At 47.3% G+C, this 18,491-nt stretch carries 20 protein-coding genes and 1 tRNA gene; 13 read left to right on the plus strand and 8 right to left on the minus strand.

The window, feature by feature from the left end; all coding sequences use genetic code 11:
- The first annotated feature begins 4 nt into the window (after positions 1 to 4).
- From arsH to AC2VDX_RS05655, 5 genes are all read left to right on the plus strand, one after another.
- The gene (gene arsH / locus AC2VDX_RS05635; RefSeq protein ID WP_378174500.1) at positions 5 to 631 is read left to right on the plus strand and encodes an arsenical resistance protein ArsH; all 627 of its coding nucleotides are present in this window, start codon (positions 5 to 7) and stop codon (positions 629 to 631) included.
- 348 nt (positions 632 to 979) lie between these two features.
- A complete protein-coding gene (locus AC2VDX_RS05640) occupies positions 980 to 1,147 on the plus strand; it encodes a hypothetical protein (RefSeq protein WP_378174497.1) in 168 nt (55 codons plus the stop codon).
- 244 nt (positions 1,148 to 1,391) lie between these two features.
- Positions 1,392 to 2,393: an arsenosugar biosynthesis radical SAM (seleno)protein ArsS gene (gene arsS, locus AC2VDX_RS05645; RefSeq protein ID WP_378174494.1), complete on the plus strand. Its 1,002-nt coding sequence runs from the start codon at positions 1,392 to 1,394 to the stop codon at positions 2,391 to 2,393.
- A gap of 85 nt (positions 2,394 to 2,478) precedes the next feature.
- A complete protein-coding gene (locus AC2VDX_RS05650; protein WP_378174491.1) occupies positions 2,479 to 3,198 on the plus strand; it encodes a TVP38/TMEM64 family protein in 720 nt (239 codons plus the stop codon).
- Positions 3,199 to 3,490: 292 nt separating this feature from the next.
- Positions 3,491 to 4,114, plus strand: coding sequence for a hypothetical protein (locus AC2VDX_RS05655; protein WP_378174488.1), 624 nt, complete (start codon positions 3,491 to 3,493; stop codon positions 4,112 to 4,114).
- Positions 4,115 to 4,229: 115 nt separating this feature from the next.
- On the opposite strand, the gene AC2VDX_RS05660 is transcribed toward AC2VDX_RS05655, so the two are convergent.
- Complete coding sequence (locus AC2VDX_RS05660) at positions 4,230 to 4,589, minus strand: single-stranded DNA-binding protein (RefSeq protein ID WP_378174485.1); 360 nt, start codon at positions 4,587 to 4,589, stop codon at positions 4,230 to 4,232.
- 296 nt (positions 4,590 to 4,885) lie between these two features.
- On the opposite strand from AC2VDX_RS05660, the gene AC2VDX_RS05665 reads away from it, so the two are divergent.
- From AC2VDX_RS05665 to mreD, 3 genes are all read left to right on the plus strand, one after another.
- The gene (locus AC2VDX_RS05665) at positions 4,886 to 5,893 is read left to right on the plus strand and encodes a rod shape-determining protein (RefSeq protein WP_378174482.1); all 1,008 of its coding nucleotides are present in this window, start codon (positions 4,886 to 4,888) and stop codon (positions 5,891 to 5,893) included.
- A 119-nt stretch (positions 5,894 to 6,012) separates the two neighbouring features.
- The gene (gene mreC, locus AC2VDX_RS05670; RefSeq protein WP_378174479.1) at positions 6,013 to 6,747 is read left to right on the plus strand and encodes a rod shape-determining protein MreC; all 735 of its coding nucleotides are present in this window, start codon (positions 6,013 to 6,015) and stop codon (positions 6,745 to 6,747) included.
- Positions 6,748 to 6,845: 98 nt separating this feature from the next.
- Entirely contained in the window at positions 6,846 to 7,397 is a 552-nt protein-coding gene (gene mreD / locus AC2VDX_RS05675) for a rod shape-determining protein MreD (protein ID WP_378174476.1), read from the plus strand.
- Between the two features lie 47 nt (positions 7,398 to 7,444).
- Here mreD and AC2VDX_RS05680 read toward each other — a convergent pair whose 3' ends face one another.
- Positions 7,445 to 8,257: an HAD family hydrolase gene (locus AC2VDX_RS05680; RefSeq protein ID WP_378174473.1), complete on the minus strand. Its 813-nt coding sequence runs from the start codon at positions 8,255 to 8,257 to the stop codon at positions 7,445 to 7,447.
- Positions 8,258 to 8,664: 407 nt separating this feature from the next.
- Positions 8,665 to 9,879 (minus strand): RNA-guided endonuclease InsQ/TnpB family protein, encoded by a 1,215-nt coding sequence (locus AC2VDX_RS05685; RefSeq protein WP_378174470.1) that lies wholly within the window; start codon positions 9,877 to 9,879, stop codon positions 8,665 to 8,667.
- A 151-nt stretch (positions 9,880 to 10,030) separates the two neighbouring features.
- On the opposite strand from AC2VDX_RS05685, the gene ribD reads away from it, so the two are divergent.
- Together ribD and AC2VDX_RS05695 are read left to right on the plus strand one after the other, a co-directional pair.
- The gene (ribD, locus tag AC2VDX_RS05690; protein ID WP_378174467.1) at positions 10,031 to 11,182 is read left to right on the plus strand and encodes a bifunctional diaminohydroxyphosphoribosylaminopyrimidine deaminase/5-amino-6-(5-phosphoribosylamino)uracil reductase RibD; all 1,152 of its coding nucleotides are present in this window, start codon (positions 10,031 to 10,033) and stop codon (positions 11,180 to 11,182) included.
- Positions 11,183 to 11,228: 46 nt separating this feature from the next.
- Positions 11,229 to 11,879 (plus strand): hypothetical protein, encoded by a 651-nt coding sequence (locus AC2VDX_RS05695; RefSeq protein ID WP_378174464.1) that lies wholly within the window; start codon positions 11,229 to 11,231, stop codon positions 11,877 to 11,879.
- A 66-nt stretch (positions 11,880 to 11,945) separates the two neighbouring features.
- On the opposite strand, the gene AC2VDX_RS05700 is transcribed toward AC2VDX_RS05695, so the two are convergent.
- The 4 genes from AC2VDX_RS05700 to AC2VDX_RS05715 all read right to left on the minus strand — a co-directional run bounded on the left by AC2VDX_RS05700 (position 11,946) and on the right by AC2VDX_RS05715 (position 14,528).
- Complete coding sequence (locus tag AC2VDX_RS05700) at positions 11,946 to 12,179, minus strand: hypothetical protein (RefSeq protein ID WP_378174639.1); 234 nt, start codon at positions 12,177 to 12,179, stop codon at positions 11,946 to 11,948.
- A gap of 547 nt (positions 12,180 to 12,726) precedes the next feature.
- Positions 12,727 to 12,799, minus strand: a tRNA-Ala gene (locus tag AC2VDX_RS05705).
- A gap of 104 nt (positions 12,800 to 12,903) precedes the next feature.
- Positions 12,904 to 13,626, minus strand: a complete 723-nt coding sequence (locus AC2VDX_RS05710; RefSeq protein WP_378174461.1) for an HAD family hydrolase — start codon at positions 13,624 to 13,626, stop codon at positions 12,904 to 12,906.
- Complete coding sequence (locus tag AC2VDX_RS05715) at positions 13,623 to 14,528, minus strand: class I SAM-dependent methyltransferase (RefSeq protein ID WP_378174458.1); 906 nt, start codon at positions 14,526 to 14,528, stop codon at positions 13,623 to 13,625. Before AC2VDX_RS05715 ends, AC2VDX_RS05710 begins: the two co-directional genes overlap by 4 nt.
- 253 nt (positions 14,529 to 14,781) lie before the next feature.
- Here AC2VDX_RS05715 and AC2VDX_RS05720 point away from each other — a divergent pair, with 253 nt between their 5' ends.
- Positions 14,782 to 15,963, plus strand: a complete 1,182-nt coding sequence (locus AC2VDX_RS05720; protein ID WP_378174455.1) for an RtcB family protein — start codon at positions 14,782 to 14,784, stop codon at positions 15,961 to 15,963.
- 225 nt (positions 15,964 to 16,188) lie between these two features.
- Complete coding sequence (locus tag AC2VDX_RS05725) at positions 16,189 to 16,776, plus strand: Uma2 family endonuclease (protein WP_378174452.1); 588 nt, start codon at positions 16,189 to 16,191, stop codon at positions 16,774 to 16,776.
- Positions 16,777 to 16,893: 117 nt separating this feature from the next.
- Here AC2VDX_RS05725 and AC2VDX_RS05730 read toward each other — a convergent pair whose 3' ends face one another.
- Positions 16,894 to 17,094: a hypothetical protein gene (locus AC2VDX_RS05730; protein WP_378174449.1), complete on the minus strand. Its 201-nt coding sequence runs from the start codon at positions 17,092 to 17,094 to the stop codon at positions 16,894 to 16,896.
- Positions 17,095 to 17,220: 126 nt separating this feature from the next.
- Here AC2VDX_RS05730 and AC2VDX_RS05735 point away from each other — a divergent pair, with 126 nt between their 5' ends.
- Entirely contained in the window at positions 17,221 to 18,360 is a 1,140-nt protein-coding gene (locus tag AC2VDX_RS05735; protein WP_378174446.1) for a hypothetical protein, read from the plus strand.
- The last annotated feature ends 131 nt before the right edge of the window (positions 18,361 to 18,491 follow it).

Here is an 18,491-nt window from a genome sequence, read left to right on the forward strand (position 1 = left end):
TTCTATGACAACTTTCGATCATCCGCCCAGAATTTTGTTTTTGTATGGCTCTTTAAGAGAGCGTTCTTACAGCCGTTTATTAGCAGAAGAATCCGCCAGAATCATCGAAGGTTTTGGTGCAGAAACCAAATTTTTTGACCCGCGTGAATTGCCGATTCACGGTAGCGTAGAAGCTGACCATCCGAAGGTTCAAGAATTGCGGAATTTAAGCTTATGGTCTGAGGGTCAAGCTTGGTCTAGTCCAGAGATGCACGGGAATATTACTGGCATTCTGAAAAACCAAATTGACTGGATTCCTTTAACATTAGGGGCAGTGAGACCGACTCAAGGCAGAACTTTGGCAGTCATGCAGGTCAGCGGCGGTTCTCAGTCTTTTAACGCCGTCAATACCATGCGAATCTTGGGACGCTGGATGCGGATGTTTACCATCCCCAATCAGTCGTCGGTTGCTAAAGCGTACAATGAGTTTAACGAAGACGGGACGATGAAGGATTCCGCTTACCGCGATCGCGTTATCGACGTAATGGAAGAACTTTACAAGTTTACGCTGCTACTCCGAGATCAAGTAGACTACCTGACAGATCGCTACAGCGAACGCAAGGAAAAAGCAGCTACTCAGCCGGGGTTATAACGACATCTGGCTTTTTAAAAACATCAATTACAGTCTGAACCTGCACCCGATCCCTCCCCATTCACCGGGAAGGAGAACCCCCTCATTCCACGATGAAGCAAAGGAATGAGGGGGTTTTTTGGAAATTTTCAATTGCAATACACAACAGCTTATACTACTTCTCAGCTTGTTCTCAACTGATACTCAGATTTCCAAGCTTTAATAATATCTAAGCTCGATACCTGAACGTTGTGATTTTAGTAAAGCAAGAATATCAAGTTACATACTTCTATCTTTTGGGCAACGCTAAGAGCCGACGCATCTTGCCGAGGGTCAATGTACTGAGCTACAGCCAATGATTAAGATAGGATGATGAGTTATCAGAGTATTGCTGTACTTCAGAACAAAAAAATTATTGCGATCGCGATCGCGCTAGGCTTGGCACTCATGCTAGCATCTACTGCGACAGCAACGACGCTTGAAGTTGTACTTGAAAATTTATTACCACAAAACAGTCTTTTTGTCACTTCCTTTTAGGAGATTAGCGGCAATTGGACTCGCTCAATCCAATTTTGAATTGTCTGCGTACTAATTTATTAGAAGGTTCTCCATAAAATGTCTGCCGCCGTTACAGTACCTAATTTTTCGCGTGCCGTTTATGCTTTCTCCGTGTTCTACAAGATGAGGTAAACAACCGTTTAGGCAGGGAATTTTTTACTGCTGACATTGTTATGACCAACGCGACCTTTGATAACCATATTTCCCTGTTTAGGACTACCCCATGATTAATCTTGAATCAACTCGTTCAACCGTAACACCCTTTAAAGAAAAAATTGGTGTTCCTTTAACTAAAAGTAAAATTAGCGTTTTACAAATCAATTTGGGGAAGCGCTGCAACCTTACCTGTACTCACTGCCATGTAGAAGCGGGGCCAAAACGAACTGAAGAACTGACCCCAGAAGTTTGTAATCAGCTGATTGAACTAATCTATAGATTTCCCCAAATCAAGATTGTTGACCTGACTGGGGGTGCCCCGGAAATGAACTATGGTTTTAAACCCCTAGTAGAGGCGGCACGGGATGCAGGTAAACAAGTAATTGTGCGGTCTAACCTCACCATCTATTTTGAAAAGGGGTTTGAGTATCTTCCAGAATACTGTGCCAAACACCAAACGAGAATTGTTGCTTCCTTGCCATGCTATTTGGAAGACAATGTTGATAAAATGCGCGGTTCTGGGGTCTATAACGACTCAATTCGGGCGCTGCAATTTTTGAATCAGCAAGGTTATGGTTTTGACCCTAACTTAATACTCGATCTGGTATACAACCCTCCAGTTCCGTCAACAGAAAAGTTTTCCTTAACCCCCAATCAGGTCAATCTAGAACAAGATTACAAAGCTTATCTAAAAGAGCATTTTGGCATTGTTTTCAACAGTTTATTCACAATTACAAATTTACCAATTGGGCGGACTAAGTTTCATTTAGAACACAAGAAATTAATCAAGCCTTATTTACACTTCTTAGAGTCAAATTTTAATGGCAGCACCCTTGAACATTTAATGTGCCGGGATGAACTTTCAATTGACTATCTGGGCAATGTCTATGATTGCGACTTTAACCAGATGGAAAATTTATCCGCTAAAGCCCGCAATGGTGAAAAGCTGACAGTTACCAAGATTTTGGAAGCTGGCAGCTTAGACATGATTGAAGAGGTACAAACTGCATCTTACTGCTATGGTTGCACTGCTGGATGTGGTTCTAGTTGTGGGGGTGCCCTGATTTGAAATCAGGAAAAATGGGATTTTCCCCGTTCTCAGCAAAGACAAAGTTTGTTACCAAAAGAGCTTTATTTTGCCCGGATTTAATCACATGAGAAGTAAGACCAGCCAAAGTGCTTGCCTGATGCCGAAACGTTACAGTCAGTGGGTCAGAGCGCTCAAAAGTCCGCGCTTTTGGATAGCGATCGCCCTCTCGATCTGTATCCTGCTCTGTATCTTTGGCCCATTGAAACTTTTGTTGGATAAATCTTTCCTGATTAGCCAGTTGGAAAGATTCGGCGGCTGGGCAGTCTGCCTGTTTATCCTGGTTTTTGCCCTGTCCAGCGCCATCGGCGTCCCTGGAATCATGTTTCCCGTTGCGGCTGGTGCCGTTTTCGGTTTGGTCTGGGGAAGCCTTTGGTCGGTCATCGGCGCAACGCTGGGGGCAATTGGCGCATTTTTGGCGTCTCGCTACCTGCTGCGCGACTGGACGGAACGCCGATTTGGTAAACATCAAGCGTTGATGCGGTTTAATCAAGCCGTGACCCGTCAGCCTCTGACTTTTGTGCTGGCAATCCGCTTTGCGCCAATCTCCCCCTTCACGGTGGTGAATTTCTTATTAGGACTCACGCCTATCAGCTGGGTGCCTTATTCAGTTGGCACGTTCATCGGAATTATTCCGGGGACGCTAGCTTACACCTGGCTGGGGGTTACGGGTGAGCAAGCTTTGCAGGGAGGCGATCGCTTGCCCTTGCTACTAGCGCTCAGTTTTTTAACCCTCCTCTCTATATTGCCTATTTTGGCTTGTAAAAAGACACAACAAATTAACTGATGAATAAATTCAACAAATTCTTGGTTTTATTTCCCCTAATTTTTGTTTTCACCGGCTGTGCGGGATACTCGCAGTCCGCTGATGCCAAGAACGAAGCGATCGCAGCGTCACTGCTGCCGGACGCTGCACGGATAAGGCCCATGTAAAACTTTGGTAACTGATTCCGTATGAGATCAACTGATAACTTCTTGCACAACTTAGGAAAATTGCTTAGCTGGGAACCTAATTAGCTCCAATCAGTTCTAAAGAGTTAGCAAGATTACGTAAATAGCAGTACGGAGAAGGTAAACTCATGAAACGGGCAATTTCTATTTCTGGCGCTTTATTAACTATTTTGAGCTTTAGTCTTCCAGCAATGGCTGCCACTACAGAGAAATTCCAGGTCAAAGGGCAAAACGCTTCTGCCTCTTTTTACCAATCTGATGACTGTAGCTCAAGCGGAGTGAGTGTTTGGGCTGCCGATAGCGTCAGCCGCAGCGCACCAGGAGCGCCGACTTCCGAGAAGGGAGCCAACGTCTCTTATTGGAACTCGAATTGGTGTACCGGCAAGTATTCCTATGGTTACGGTTACGCTCCAAATGTCACCTTTACCGCCAATAACCAGCTCAGCTCAGCTAGTTTGAAAGGCACCTTCAAAGTTGACGAATATTCATCAGAGAATCCCGACTCAACGACTGCGAAAACTGTTGATGTGGCGCTAAATTGGACGGGGACAGGCGAAACATTCCGGGGTCACAGCAGTTCCCACTATCAGTGGATGGGCGGTATGTCGCACTCTCGCTATGTTGGCTCTTATCGGACTGCGGACGTATCGGGTAGCGTCACGATGGACGGCAAAAATCTGATTGCTAATATCCCTGGCTTTGGCGATCTGAACTCGTCTAGCAGCGGCTCAATGCAAATCACCAAAAGGTAGACTGTATTTAAAGATTTGGGATTCTTCGTTTTTTCCGCCAAAATACAATAATTAGCCATCAGTTTTATGGGGAAAGCTGATGGCTGATGGCTTAGCGCTAACAACTACTTAAAAATCACTCGCTGTCGTTGTAGCCATTCACTGCATTGGGGTCTGTATCCTGTTTGGAACCCAGTAAATCCAGGCGATCCACCTTAATAACGGGTTTAGATCGGTTGGATGCCTTATTATCGCTCCAAGTCTCTATTTTCAAGGAGCCTTGTACCCCTATCAAACTGCCCTTTCTCACATAGTTCGCAGCCACTTCCGCTGTCTTCCCCCACAGTTCCAGATTAAACCAGTCAGGCTGGTCGCTATTGCGAGTTCGACGATCCACTGCCAGCGTCAGATTGCACTTAATTTTACCTGACTCGAAATACTTGACATCAGGCTCTGTACCCACACGACCTACCAAGTTCACAACATTCAGGCTCATAAAATTGATTAGTACAAATGTACTGATTACAGTGACTATACTTTAGCGAATTTAGATGGTAGGCTCAAGTTAACTTTATCCTGATTTGCTCTTCAACTACCAGAATGATGCTTGGAAATGGGATCTAGGCGCTTTCACCGGATAAATTCGTCTACCTGACTAGACTCTGGATAGAAAACGTAATAGAATCCACCTCGGTTCCATTTCCGTTAGAATTCCATCACACACAACAGCATTTCATTTTGGGGGCGTAGAAACGAGTGGGTCTTTTCAGTCGCTTTTCCTTATCCCGGGACATGGGTATCGACCTGGGCACTGCTAACACCCTGGTTTATGTATCCGGCAAAGGCATTGTTCTCCAAGAACCCTCTGTGGTTGCTATGGATATGGACACAAGAACCCCGCTAGCCGTGGGCGAAGATGCCAAAAAAATGTTGGGGAGAACTCCCGGCAATGTGGTGGCACTGCGCCCCCTGCGCGATGGTGTCATTGCAGACTTCGATGTCGCTGAGCTGATGCTTAAGCATTTTATTCGGCGAGTACACGAGGGAAGAGCTTTGGTTTCACCTCGTGTTGTCATTGGCATTCCTTCGGGTGTCACTGGCGTAGAACGACGAGCCGTTATGGAAGCAGCATCTCAGGCAGGTGCCAGGGATGTGTACTTGATAGATGAACCGGTCGCTGCCGCCATTGGGGCTGGGCTACCAGTGGCTGAGCCTACGGGCAACATGATCATTGATATTGGTGGCGGCACCACAGAAGTTGCCGTGCTTTCTTTACAAGGAACGGTTTTAAGTGAATCGGTGCGCGTGGCTGGCGACGAGCTTTCGGAAGCCATCATGCAGTACATGAAAAAAGTCCATAACTTGGTGATTGGGGAACGCACCTCTGAAGAAATCAAGATTCAGATTGGTTCTGCCTACCCCACCAGTTTTGATGAAGAAGCCATCATGGAAGTGCGGGGCTTACACCTGCTCTCTGGCTTGCCGCGAACTGTCACCATCAAGGGGCCGGAAATTCGTGAAAGTATGTCTGAACCCCTTTCGGTGATTGTGGATGCGGTGAAGCGAACCTTAGAGCGCACCCCTCCCGAACTCGCAGCCGATATTATTGATAGAGGTATCATGCTGGCTGGCGGTGGGGCTTTGTTAAAGGGGCTGGACACGCTCATCAGCCACGAAACCGGGATTGTCACCCACGTAGCGGCAGATCCGCTCTCGTGCGTGGTGCTAGGAACAGGTCGTGTGCTGGAGAATTTCAAACAGCTAGAGCGGGTGTTCAGCGGGCGATCGCGCCATATGTAGCAGTCATTAGTCGTTAGTCATTAGTCGTTAGTCATTGGCAGTAGACGATGAACTAAAGGCTAAGGCTAGGGGCTAAAAACTAAAAACTAAAGGACTAAAGACGAATCGCTGATAGCTAAATGTTTACACTGCGTCGCTGGTGGGTTCGGCACGGAATACAAGTTATATTGGCTGGGCTAACAATTGGAAGTGCCTGGGCGATCCGGGAGACTCAGGGAGCTGCTCTTTATGAGACTTACCAGTTGCTCACCCGTCCTTTTCAAATGGAACCCACGTCACAAGAGCGTATCGAGAATGCCCGCGTCCTGGAACTACAGGAGCGGTTAGTTGAACTCGAAAGCCAAAATCAGAAGTTACAAGAGCTGTTGGGTTATGTTAAACAGAAAAAACAGCCAGGGATAGTCGCTCCAATTGTGGGACGTAGCGCCGATCATTGGTGGCAACAGATAATCCTCGGTCGAGGAAGTCAAGATGGTATCCAGGTAGACTTCATCGTGATGGGTACGGGTGGCTTGGTAGGTCGCGTCACCAGTGTGACGCCCCATAGCAGCCGGGTCTTGCTGATCAGCGATCCCAGCAGCCGAGTGGGGGTTGCAATTAGCCGCAGCCGTTATATGGGCTATCTTCGCGGACAAGGTTCTAACCGAGCGGTGATGCAGTTTTTTGATAAAGTTCCTGATGTCCGTCGGGGCGATGTCGTGGCAACATCATCTGTCAGTAAACTTTTTCCGTCAGGATTGCCGTTAGGACGAATAGAATCTGTAAATTTGGACAAAACCCCAGCTCCTGAAGCTGTGATTGAGTTGACAGCACCGATGAGTTCCTTGGAATGGGTGGTTGCGTACCCGAAATGAGGAATGAACGGTTAGCTGTTATTAGTAAATGGCGATTAGTCATTAGCAACAGACGATGGACTAAAAACTAATCACTGATGACCCATGAGCCATGACCCATGATCAATGTATCTGACTTGTCACCTTGGCCTCGTCAAATGCTTAACTGGGCAGTAACCATTGGTTCTGTCCTGCTATGCTTATTGGTTTTGCCGACGCGCTTACCGGGAATGGAATTGTTGGGAATTGGCCCCAACTGGTTGTTAATTTGGGTGGTCGCCTGGAGTTTGAAGCGAACAGTCTTGCAGGGTGCGATCGCCGGGTTGGTGTTGGGACTAATCCAAGATGGGATGACATCCCCCGATCCCAGTCATACCCTCAGCTTAGCATTGGTAGGAATTTTGACTGCTCGGATTCAAAAGCAGCGGTATATTGAGGAAGATTTTATTTCGGTGGCGTTAATTGTTTTTGGAATGGCGGTTGTGGCGGAGACGGTGAGTGCAATTCAGTTCACGCTACAGGGCGATCGCAATCTGGCAGCAATTTGGACATATCACCAGCGTATTGCCCTCTCCAGTGCCATCCTGAGCAGCCTTTGGGCACCCATTGTTTACTATCCTCTAAATCGCTGGTGGCAGCGGATAAACCTGTTAGGGCAGTCTTCCAATTAGTGTTTACTCAATTGTCAATACTCATTCTTCTGACAATTGAGTAAAGACTATTGATGATTGACCCATGACTGCTGACTCACTCCCAGCAGGTAATGAGCAACAGAAAGTAAATCGCTATGAATGCGTGTTGGTTGGAACTGTCGCAATCTTTGGCTGCTGCGAATGCCACAAGTCAGCGCGATGGTAGGAATCGAAAGCGCTTGTCCTGCTAAGATGTCTGCTTCGGTATCGCCAACCATCCAACAATCATCGGCTTGCCAACTAGGCGAACAATGTTCGGCGATCGCTTTGGTGAGAAGTTGCGTTTTCACTTCAGCGTAGTTTTGATAGGCGGCATCGCTGTCTTGAGTTCCGTAAATGCCACTAAATAAACGAGCCAAACCGTGATTTTGCAAGATTTGCACAGCTTGGGATTGACATCGCAACGTCACTAACACCAGCTTGATGCCCTGAGAATGTAGCAATGCCAGCGCCCAGTTGACTCCCGGCTGCATCTTGTCTTTTTGTAACAGCGCCGGTTGATTGACGATGCTGACTACGCGCTGCAAAAACACATTAATTTGCTCCCCCTGCAAGCCCGATCGCATAGCAATTTCCACATCCGGGACGCGATCTTGCTTCATTTGCCAGAACTGCTCTTTAGTCAATACCTGAAGATGCAGGATTTCTCCTCGCTCCTGGTATATCTCCTGAGTATCAGCGAGTCCAAGCTGATAGGTACAGTAGTAGCGGTGGGAAACGTCCACAAGCGGGCCGTCAAAGTCGCAAAACACTGTCAGTTTTTGGGAATGCGGGGCAGCGGCTTGACGCCAGTAGGGCTGAGGTGGTTGCAAAGTTGAGGCGGCGGGGCAGCAGTTCATAGGAAGTTACGAATCCGGGCTTTTTGATACGTTTATTTACATTAACAGGTGTAACATAAGTTGTCATGGGATTTAGCCGTCAAAATATATTAGACCTATTTATAGGGATATGTAGCGATCGCGTAAGTATAGTCGTGAAAATCAGGATAACTTTTGAAGGCGGGTAATCGCGAATTGGTGATTGGTGATTGGTTCCCTTTACTAATTACTCCTCAAAGCTAAGTGCCATTTAAGGGTGCCTATTGGCTAAGCTGATGCCACAATATTCCGCTCTTCACGGGTAAACATTCTATACTCTTTCTTTTGTGCTGGGAAATCCCCCTAACATCCCTCCCTAAGCCTGCTCCTGCTAAAGTAGGCTAGGCTGTGCCCTAATTCATTACACTCAGGTTTGACACTCCCCACGGCTAAAAGCCGGGGGATTCTTTCATCTCAGGGATTCCAATGAATTTACCCTCAGAAAGCATCTTCACCGTGTGCCCCACGGCTGCAAGTCCACGTATTGCGACTACTTGAGCGGCTGCGACATCTCTATCAGTCTTATAGCCGCAACTCTCACATACATGAGTACGCTCCGATAGCTCTTTTTTGCCTGTCTGTGTCCCACAATTAGGACAAATCTGACTTGTTTTACGAGCATCTACTTTTTGAAAGTACACACCCCTTTTCAAGCAAGTCTGCTCAAGGATGTTAAAAAACTGACCAAACCCTGCATCAAGACAGTGTTTGCCCAACATTCCGCGAGACAGTCCAATCAAATTCAAATCTTCAACGAAAACCATTCCAGCGCCATCACATAGTTGATGGGATAGTTTTCGATGGAAATCCTTGCGGCAATTGGAAACGTATTCATGCACTTTAGCTACTTTCTGAAGTGCTTTTCGCCAATTGTTTGAGCCAATACGTTTCCTAGAGACGCGCTGTTGCAGGAATTTAAGCTGGCATTCGGCATCTACAAAAAACCTGGATCGTTTGACTAAAAGACCGTTGGAAGTAGCTACGAAACTCGTTAAGCCTACATCAATCCCTAATGCTTCTCCATGAGGCAGTATCGGCGCTACAGACACATTCCACTGTACTGTTAGCATGACGTACCAACCAGATACGCGCTTAACAATCCGGGCTTGCTTTACTGCCCCGCCATCAGGAATGCTTTGCGACTGCCGAAATTTAACCCACCCAATCTTAGGCAGGTTAATTTGCCCTTGTTTGAGTGGTTCCTTGTTCAGTTGGGGAAACACGAACGAACGCATTCTTCCCGGTTTTTTAAACCGTGGAAAACCGTGGTTCTGCTCCCACATTGCCACAAATGCATTCTCGACTCTCTTAAGAGTTTGCTGCAATACTTGAGCGTTAACAACCTTGAGGTTTGGATGCTCATTCTTCGCAGCCGTCAAGGACTTGCATTGACTTGCGTAAGTTGGGCGCGGTGTATTGGCCCTGATCATGTACTCATGGCGAAGGGAACAAGCGTTAATCTGACAACTACGGGATTTGTACCAATCCTTCCTTTCACCAAGTGCATAATTGTAGACGCGGCGGTTAATTTCTAGCCATTCGTCAAATAATGAAACTTGTTCGCGTGTTGGCTTTAGCTTAAATTCGTAAGTCAGATTAAACACACTTGCTCCCTCCTGAAGGCATTCTATACTCAGGCATACCTTTGGCAAGGACGTTTTATAGATGGCGATTGAAATTGCCTGCCGCTACACCCCCATCAATAAAATTTAGGGGTACTGGGGCGAAGAATTTGGTAGCCAGGACAGCAAACTCATGGACAACTTTTCCGTAGACACCCAATCGGATGCACCCCAACCGGAGTCCCCTTTTACCTCCTTCGACCGCGCGATGATGCAGCGGTGTATAGAACTAGCCCGTCACGCCTTGGGACAAACCGCTCCCAATCCCCTAGTGGGTTCTGTCATTGTCCAGGATGGGCAGATTGTGGGGGAAGGGTTTCATCCCGGTGCCGGTCATCCCCATGCAGAAGTCTTTGCGCTGCGGGACGCCGGTGAACGAGCCAAAGGAGCCACAATTTATGTAAATCTGGAACCTTGTAACCACTACGGACGGACGCCTCCCTGTTCGGAAGCATTGGTAGCAGCAGGCGTGAGCAAGGTGGTGGTGGGCATGGTAGACCCCGATCCGCGCGTGTCGGGGGGAGGGATTGAGCGGTTACGAGCAGCGGGGATAGAAGTTGTGGTGGGTGTGGAAGAAGACGCCTGTCGGCAGCTGAATGAGGCTTTTATCCATCGCGTTCTCTACCGGCGTCCGTTTGGCATTTTAAAATACGCCATGACTTTGGATGGCAAAATTGCCACAACGACAGGACACAGCGCCTGGATTACCAGCACCGACGCCCGCAATGAGGTACATCGAATGCGGGTGGCGTGCGATGCTGTGATCGTGGGCGGCAACACCGTGCGTCTGGATAACCCCCACTTGACCAGCCATCAGACAGAGGTACACAATCCCTTGCGCGTAGTCATGAGTCGCACGCTACATTTGCCCGTAGAGGCTCATGTGTGGGAGACGGCGGAGGCTCCGACTTTAGTGTTAACAGAGGTGGGGGCTAATCCGGATTTTCAGCAGATGTTGCTGAAAAAGGGTGTGATGGTAGTGGAGCTGACTCCACTGACACCGACGAAGGCAATGGCGTACTTATATGAGCGGGGATTATCGGGCGTGCTGTGGGAATGTGGCGGCACGTTAGCAGCAAGCGCGATCGCCGAAGGGACAGTACAAAAAATTCTGGCCTTCATTGCTCCCAAAATTGTCGGCGGCAGGTCGGCTCCTTCGCCCGTGGGGGATTTGGGGTTCGCAAGCATGACAGAGGCACTCACTCTAGAGCGCGTCCGTTGGCGAACTGTCGGCTCAGATTGCCTGGTTGAAGGTTATTTACCCTTAGCGGTCAGTAGTCAATAGTCAGTGGTTATTGGTCATTGGTTAATGGCGAATAGCTAATTGTCAATTGCCATTCGTCATTCGCAAAGCTGATAGCTATCAAAATATGCTCGAAGTGATTGTGTGGAGCCTGTTGGTTGGAAGTTTTGGTTTGGAGGCAGTGATGGTAAGCGGATGGATGCGCTGGCAGCAGGTGAGTACAGGTCAGCAATATGAGGAAGAGGAAGAAACTTTGACTCGTTATGAATCTAAACAAGACCTAGCACTAGCAGAGCCGCCTTCTAATGGTTCCTCTGCACAGACGTTCAAAGATCCGCGACTGATGGGCTGGGAATTTAAAATTGTGCGAGCTAAAGGCGATTTATTTCGCAATCCCACGGTTTTTCAAAAGCTGTGTGAAGAAGAGGCACAATCCGGCTGGATTTTGTTAGAAAAAATGGATGACCGGCGGGTGCGGTTCAAGCGACCTACTGCCATGCGGGACATGATTCCATCAGAATCTCTGGCTTATGACCCCTATCGCTGCCATTACGGTCCTGTGTTGACGCGGCGTACCTGGGTGGCAGCGATCGCCGCAGTAATAGCGATAAGTTTACCGGCTTATTTGGGCTATGCCCTAGTGTCGGCGACGCTGGCAAATTCTTCACAGGCTAATACACCGGCGGCACCTCCACCGGAGCCGCAGTCTTTCCCAGAGCGTCCTTTGGCACCCAAGTAGCTCTTGGCTGCGTGCGCGATCGGCATTTTAGCAAGTAAAGACGCGATCTACATCGCGTCTTTACTGTTAATGGGTTTCTTGCCAGACAGACTGACGCTCCTGAGCGAGATCCCGGATCAGGGATAGCTTTGAGTGCAGATAGTCAGTCATAATATTTGTTTCATCGGAATTGAGCGATCGCTGTTGTTTCAGTTGCTTCAGCAGCCACTGTACTAAGCTGGCATCATCTAACTTCAATAACAGATTCGCCTGAGTAGTTTCAATTAAAGACCAAAGCTGACGCAGCATTGTGGGAGTCATAAAACCTCCTATTAGCGGATAGCTGTTCTGAGTGCCGAATTGGCTGGGAACAAGTGTTGTGCGGGTGGTGGGAGCAAGTGGGTACGGCACACGGCCTCTATTTAATTATTCCTTTAGTTTTCCACGATAACTGATCTGGTAATACCAAAATTGCGATCGCACAAGTTGCAATAAGAGTTACCAAATACTTAACAAAGCGAACAATAACTTGACAGGGACTAAGGTAGAAAGTTAAATCCGGTTCCCTGTTAGCGATGGGTGGGAGCCTCTCAAGCCTTGTAAAAACCTCTGGAACCCCACCCTAACCTTCATAAAAAAATTTAGGCTCAATAGGCGCTCCTATCAGAATCTGCTGTAAAGCACGACAAACATCATTAAGCTAGTGCATAACATGAACAGGACTTACGCAAATATCACCACATAGTGTGGGCAACCACAGGGAGATTGAACCCGAAAAAACGCTATATGTATAAGCTTTGCGTAAGTCCTGATGAAGTCTGATTAAATTGCCTTGTAGAGGCTAAAAGGTTTTATAAACTCTTTCTAATGGAGAATAGGGAACTCGAATCCCTGACCTCTGCGGTGCGATCGCAGCGCTCTACCAACTGAGCTAATTCCCCAAGCTGCGAGCTAATAGCCATAAGCTATGAGCTGTTCAACTTCAATATTCTAGCATCCAGCCAGAAACAACTGACTATCCTGTTATCCCTACAGAGTCAGTTGTTTATCCCATCATGGGCTGGGGTGTACTTCGAGAATAAACTTGTTCCACCCGCTCTAATTCTAAGTCGCAAAGCTCATCGACAGCCCAGTTAGCCCAGCGTTGCAGCATATGAAACGGGTAAGTATGCGCCACTCCCATTACTGGCACCCCGGCAAACTTTGCGGCTTGAATTCCTGCTGGGGTATCTTCAATCGCCAGACACTCCGATGGCTGTAGATTGAGATGGAGATATTGCTGATTGAGGCGTTCCACCGCCAGAAGATATCGATCCGGTTCTGGCTTACTGGCGGTGATGTCGTCATCGGCAACAATGACGCTAAAGAACTCAGCCACTCCGGCGCGAGTTAATACCAGTTCTACCTCAGAACGGATCGAGCCACTGACTACAGCTAGTTTTAGCTCTCGCATCCGCAATCGGTTAATTAAGTCTTCCAAGCCTGGATAAACAGGCAACTTTTCCAGTGCCTCCAAGCGCTGCTGGTAGGCTTGCGCCTTGCGGTTTACCAATTCAGTTAAATAGTTTTCGGTGACAAATCTGCCGCGATTTTTTAGCAGCTGATTCAGACAAGCGCGATCGCTCCTGCCTAAACAAAATTGTCGGTAATCTGCTGGTTTAGACCGCAGATTCTCTGAAATTAGAACTTCATCAATTAGTTCCCGGTGAATTGCCTCATCGTTAATAATCACACCGTTAAAATCAAACAGAACTGCCTTCAAAGTCATGCCGTTGTGCCAAAAGCTGGGGCACCAAAGCCCTCCAAATCCTCATCATCTGCCGTGCTACTGGTCGCTGTACGGGATGCTGATACCGAGTCAGAGTTTTGAACTGGGATGGGTTTGATGCCTCTAGTGACTTGGTGTATCCACAACACATCCTGAGTTTGCACCGCTTCAAATCCTGCCGTTCCCATCCAGGCATCTACGCTATCACCGGCGTAAGCTCTGATGTACGGCTCCTCAAAAATATCACTTAGCCAATCTACTTGGCGAATCGTTTTCTGATTGCCATCGAGAATCAACACCTCTCCCCCAGATGTCAGCAGGCGGAAGCTTTCCCGCAAAATGGCGCGAGATACTGCGGGTGGTGTCTCGTGAAACAACAGAGAAGCTGTTACCAGGTCAAAGGACGCATCGGGAAACCCAGTTTCTTCGGCATTTCCGTGCAAAAATTGGATGTTTAGCGGTGCTTTTTTGGCTTTGTAGTCAGCCATCACTAGCATATAAGGCGACAAGTCTAGACCAATGACTTCCGCCTGTGGGAAAGCTTGCTTTAACATCAGCGTTGTCGAGCCGGTACCGCAGCCTAAGTCTAAAATCCGTCGCGGTTGCCCTTGAATAGCATCAATCAAGCTTTGGCGTACCCAAGTTTCGTTGGGAGGTAAAGCGTATTGGGTAATCGGGTCGTAGGAAACCGCCGCACCGGAGTTGAGATAACCGCGCTCAATGCCGTGGAAGTTTTGGCTACTGTAGTAGGAGGGATAGGAAAGATTGGGGTTACGGAAGCGATCGCCTTCTTGCTCCCAATCCACACTCTCATAGAAACTCCGCAGCTTCTCTTCATCAATCAACAGCCGAACCACAGGTGCTAAGAAGCGCTCGTAGATTGAGTTCTTGCCAACCGCCATAGGATTTTATCTGCGTTGTTGTAGATTACCTGAGGAGGCATTCTCCTCTTTACGAATCTTAATGCTATTTATAACTCAGAAACTCTTCCTGCGGGTGTCTTTGGGAGATGACAAACCCGCCTTCCCTCATGTATTATAAAAGTAATACAAAAGTATTATCAGCAGGACTACCTCAGCGCAGATTGCGATCGCGACCGGGAGTAGGCTTGCAGCGTCACGGATCTTTAATATCAAATATCAGCGGCAAACGTTTATGCCATACGAAAAGCTAGAAATTTCAACCTCAGTGCCGGTGCTATCTTGGGCAAATCATGCCCTCGGTTCCGCTGAAACCAAGATGGCAAAGAATGTTGCCTCCCTGCCATTTGTATTCAAACACGTAGCGCTGATGCCAGACGTTCACCTTGGCAAAGGTGCCTTGGTGGGTTCTGTAGTGGCGACTAAAGAAGCAATTATGCCAGCTGCTGTCGGTGTGGATATTGGTTGCGGGATGATGGCGATTAAAACACCATTTACCGCCGAAAAATTGGAGGGCAAGCTAAAGCAAATTCGTCTGGATTTAGAAGCAGCGATTCCGGTTGGTTTCAATGAAAACAAAGATGTTGAAACAGCCGTTCTTAACTGGCAGGGTTGGCGAGATTTCAAGGAATTGCATTCAGGGGTGAAGCACCTGGAAAGTAAAGCCATGAAACAGATGGGTTCTCTGGGTGGCGGGAATCATTTTATTGAAGTTTGTCTGGATACCGAGAACGCTGTCTGGTTAATGCTGCACTCTGGTTCGCGCAACATTGGCAATATGCTGGCACAAAACCATATTGGCACGGCTAAAGAACTCGCGAAACTAGCAAGCGATCGCTTACCCGATCCAGACTTAGCTTACTTTGTCGCTGGTACGTCAGAATTTACCGCCTACTGGCACGATTTACAGTGGGCGCAAGACTACGCCCGTTTCAACCGCGACGTGATGATGGCGCGTTTTAAGCGGATTGTGGAAAAGCATCTCGCTGGTGGTAAGCAGACTAAGCCGCTGCTGTCAGTCAACTGTCACCACAACTACGCCGAAAAAGAAGTGCATTTTGGCGAAAATGTGTATGTCACTCGTAAAGGTGCAGTGCGGGCGCGTCAAGAAGATTATGGCATTATTCCCGGTTCAATGGGAGCAAAATCATTCATTGTAAAAGGGAAAGGGAATGCTGAAAGTTACTGTTCTTGCAGTCACGGTGCTGGACGTTTGATGTCTCGAAATAAGGCAAAAAATGTCTACACGTTGGACGATTTGATTCAGCAAACAAATGGTGTAGAGTGCCGCAAGGATGAGGGCGTTTTGGATGAAATTCCTGGCGCTTATAAACCGATCGAGCAAGTCATGGCTAATCAAGCGGATTTGGTTGAAGTTGTGGCGACGCTGAAGCAGGTTGTCTGTATTAAGGGCTAATTTATGTGGGGTGGGCAATGCCCACCTTTTTTTAACGCAAAGGTACGTGCCATGTTAACGCAGAGGTACGCAGAGTTAATTAAATTAAAATTTAGTTTAATGATTTTGAACAGATTAATAAAGATGATATTTTTTATTGATATATTCTAAAATATAATTTGATAAAGATTGAGTTAATGCTTCTCGCCTCATCAACCAAGCTTTTATGGGGAAGTGATAGAAACTATGATTGCTATTCGACAATTTAACCAGATGACCCCCCAAGAGTATCTGGAATGGGAACCTACTCAAGAAATCCGCTACGAGTACATTGATGGGGAAGTCTTTGCCATGACGGGGGGGACGAAACCCCACAACCGCATCGCTGGCAACATCTACACGTCTCTAGATAGTCATTTACAAGAGGGAGGCTGCGAAGTCTATATTGCAGATGTCAAGGTGCAAGCCTCTGCAAATGGCCCCTATCATTACCCTGATGTGGTGGTGACTTGCGACTCTAGAGATCAAAACTCTAATCAGTTTGTTCAGTATCCTTGCCTAATTGTAGAAGTCCTTTCGCCTTCTACAGAGGCTTTTGATCGGGGGGGTAAATTTGCTCGATACCGTCAGATGGAAACTTTACAGGAGTATGTGCTGATTCAGTCAGAACAGATAGGGGTGGAGTGCTTTAGGCGCAATGAGGAGGGTTTGTGGGTGCTTTATCCCTACGAGTCTGGAGATACATTCACTCTCTCTAGTGTGGGACTTTCTCTAAGCGTAGATGCTGTATATCGACAAGTTAGATTTGAATCTACTGAGACAGAGGCATCTTGAAGTATATGTAAGGTTTGATGGCAGAAAAAGGAAGCGATCGCTAATGGTACTTTTCATCTATAAAAGTATCCTGAAGAACTTGCTGAAACGCTCACCTATTCTTCTTCTACCACCTGTTCAATAAATTTTTGCACTAAAGGCAAGAGGATGCGATCGCAAGAGTTGATGCAACACTTCTTTTTTTACCAGTTTTCGGACAATCTTGGGATTTTGGTCTGTGGGAGTTTCCCTAGAAATTAGACACCACAGAAAGTAGCGATCGCTATCTTTCAAACTTCTCCACAATCCCCAAAAATACTCCCCGCCTCGCTCCAGCACAGTGGGAATAACCGTCTCAACATCCCGTGCAGTAGCTTTTGCGGTACTGGTGTCTCCCTTGATTAGAGTTACCCTTGTGGGAGTGTCAAAATAGATTGAGTATCAATTTTGCACACTACCGATCCTATGTTCATTGAGCGCAAAGTCAATCACTCTACTAATACAGTTGAGCTATGGAAATGTGAATGGGAATATCCTGATGGCGCTTCAGCTAAAAAACGCTATATCAGCAAGGTTGGGGAAGAACAGCCCTTAAAGCCGGAAGGTCAGAACGCTTGGAACCAGGCTAACGCGATTTGTTGGGCATCCGGTCGCACCCTCGGAAATATTGCTGTTTTTTCTAAATCTATTCTTGGGAGTTTCCCCGCACAGGCGGGAGACGATGCCTTCTTACCTTGCGATTTTGTCCCTGCTGGAAAATTTCGGCATGGTGCTGACCGATGGTGGTGTAGGACTCATCAAACGCACTGGGGGACAAAAGCCGACCACGAATCATCTGACAAGTCAGGAGTAATGCTTTGTGCAAATCACTCCCAGCCAATGAACTACACTCTGTCTCCACTGGAAATCAATGTAACTGACTATGCTGAGGTGGGAATATGGTGTTCACTTCCAACAGCCCTGTCTACCCAGCCGATAGAGTCGCGCGCTCCAAAAATTCATGTTCATTTACGTCCCAAGGCGCAAGGAAAGAAGTCGATAGACGATGACTTTGATGCTATTTCGTTGCTTTACCATGAAGATTTAGGACTGTTTGCCAATGCTGAGATTACCCGCGTCAATATCACGCCGCCGGCTGCTTTTGAGTTCGTGTGTGCCGTAGAAGAAGATCGAGAGATGACTTGCATCAACTGCTCCCAGTGTGGATACCCTCACCTGGATCTAGGTGATTTTGCACGGAAGCCTCATCGGAAACATTTCTGTGGCAATTGCGGTTGTGATAGCACTTGGAGTAAGGGGCATATTGTGTCAACGCCTCTTAAACCTTTGTATGACCAATTTGCAAAGAACACGCAGTATAAGGAGCCAGACAGAACGCTGAAGCTGGATCTAGATAAATACTCAGGTTGTGATTATGAAATCTGGGCATCTACTTCAGCAATCGTGTGGTCAGCAGATCGCCCGCAGGAAAAAGGGATTCATGTTCATGTCAACGATGGATCAAAACGCATTGTTGACGATACGTTCAGTGTTGTAGTCCTCAACGGGAAAACTCTTGAGCGAAAGGACGTGCTTCAAGCGATGTTTGAGCGCACGATTACATGAGGCGAAGCTATTCAGTTTCATAACCAATTGTGCAATTATGCAGCCAGCAGCCTAACAAGGCGTTGCAGCCGAACGAACAAGAGTTATTGGTTAGAGTTGAGAGGCTATCTGCATCGACTCAAGTGTGTCGT

The sequence above is a fragment of the Coleofasciculus sp. H7-1 genome (assembly GCF_057473865.1).

What these genes read in the sequence shown, in the direction of transcription:
- arsH (WP_378174500.1), top strand. Translation starts at nt 5, where the DNA reads ATGACAACTTTCGATCATCCGCCCAGAATTTTGTTTTTGTATGGCTCT.
- AC2VDX_RS05640 (WP_378174497.1), top strand. Translation starts at nt 980, where the DNA reads ATGATGAGTTATCAGAGTATTGCTGTACTTCAGAACAAAAAAATTATT.
- arsS (WP_378174494.1), top strand. Translation starts at nt 1,392, where the DNA reads ATGATTAATCTTGAATCAACTCGTTCAACCGTAACACCCTTTAAAGAA.
- AC2VDX_RS05650 (WP_378174491.1), top strand. Translation starts at nt 2,479, where the DNA reads ATGAGAAGTAAGACCAGCCAAAGTGCTTGCCTGATGCCGAAACGTTAC.
- AC2VDX_RS05655 (WP_378174488.1), top strand. Translation starts at nt 3,491, where the DNA reads ATGAAACGGGCAATTTCTATTTCTGGCGCTTTATTAACTATTTTGAGC.
- AC2VDX_RS05660 (WP_378174485.1), bottom strand. Translation starts at nt 4,589, where the DNA reads ATGAGCCTGAATGTTGTGAACTTGGTAGGTCGTGTGGGTACAGAGCCT.
- AC2VDX_RS05665 (WP_378174482.1), top strand. Translation starts at nt 4,886, where the DNA reads ATGGGTATCGACCTGGGCACTGCTAACACCCTGGTTTATGTATCCGGC.
- mreC (WP_378174479.1), top strand. Translation starts at nt 6,013, where the DNA reads ATGTTTACACTGCGTCGCTGGTGGGTTCGGCACGGAATACAAGTTATA.
- mreD (WP_378174476.1), top strand. Translation starts at nt 6,846, where the DNA reads ATGATCAATGTATCTGACTTGTCACCTTGGCCTCGTCAAATGCTTAAC.
- AC2VDX_RS05680 (WP_378174473.1), bottom strand. Translation starts at nt 8,257, where the DNA reads ATGAACTGCTGCCCCGCCGCCTCAACTTTGCAACCACCTCAGCCCTAC.
- ribD (WP_378174467.1), top strand. Translation starts at nt 10,031, where the DNA reads ATGGACAACTTTTCCGTAGACACCCAATCGGATGCACCCCAACCGGAG.
- AC2VDX_RS05700 (WP_378174639.1), bottom strand. Translation starts at nt 12,179, where the DNA reads ATGACTCCCACAATGCTGCGTCAGCTTTGGTCTTTAATTGAAACTACT.
- AC2VDX_RS05710 (WP_378174461.1), bottom strand. Translation starts at nt 13,626, where the DNA reads ATGACTTTGAAGGCAGTTCTGTTTGATTTTAACGGTGTGATTATTAAC.
- AC2VDX_RS05715 (WP_378174458.1), bottom strand. Translation starts at nt 14,528, where the DNA reads ATGGCGGTTGGCAAGAACTCAATCTACGAGCGCTTCTTAGCACCTGTG.
- AC2VDX_RS05720 (WP_378174455.1), top strand. Translation starts at nt 14,782, where the DNA reads ATGCCATACGAAAAGCTAGAAATTTCAACCTCAGTGCCGGTGCTATCT.
- AC2VDX_RS05725 (WP_378174452.1), top strand. Translation starts at nt 16,189, where the DNA reads ATGATTGCTATTCGACAATTTAACCAGATGACCCCCCAAGAGTATCTG.
- AC2VDX_RS05735 (WP_378174446.1), top strand. Translation starts at nt 17,221, where the DNA reads ATGTTCATTGAGCGCAAAGTCAATCACTCTACTAATACAGTTGAGCTA.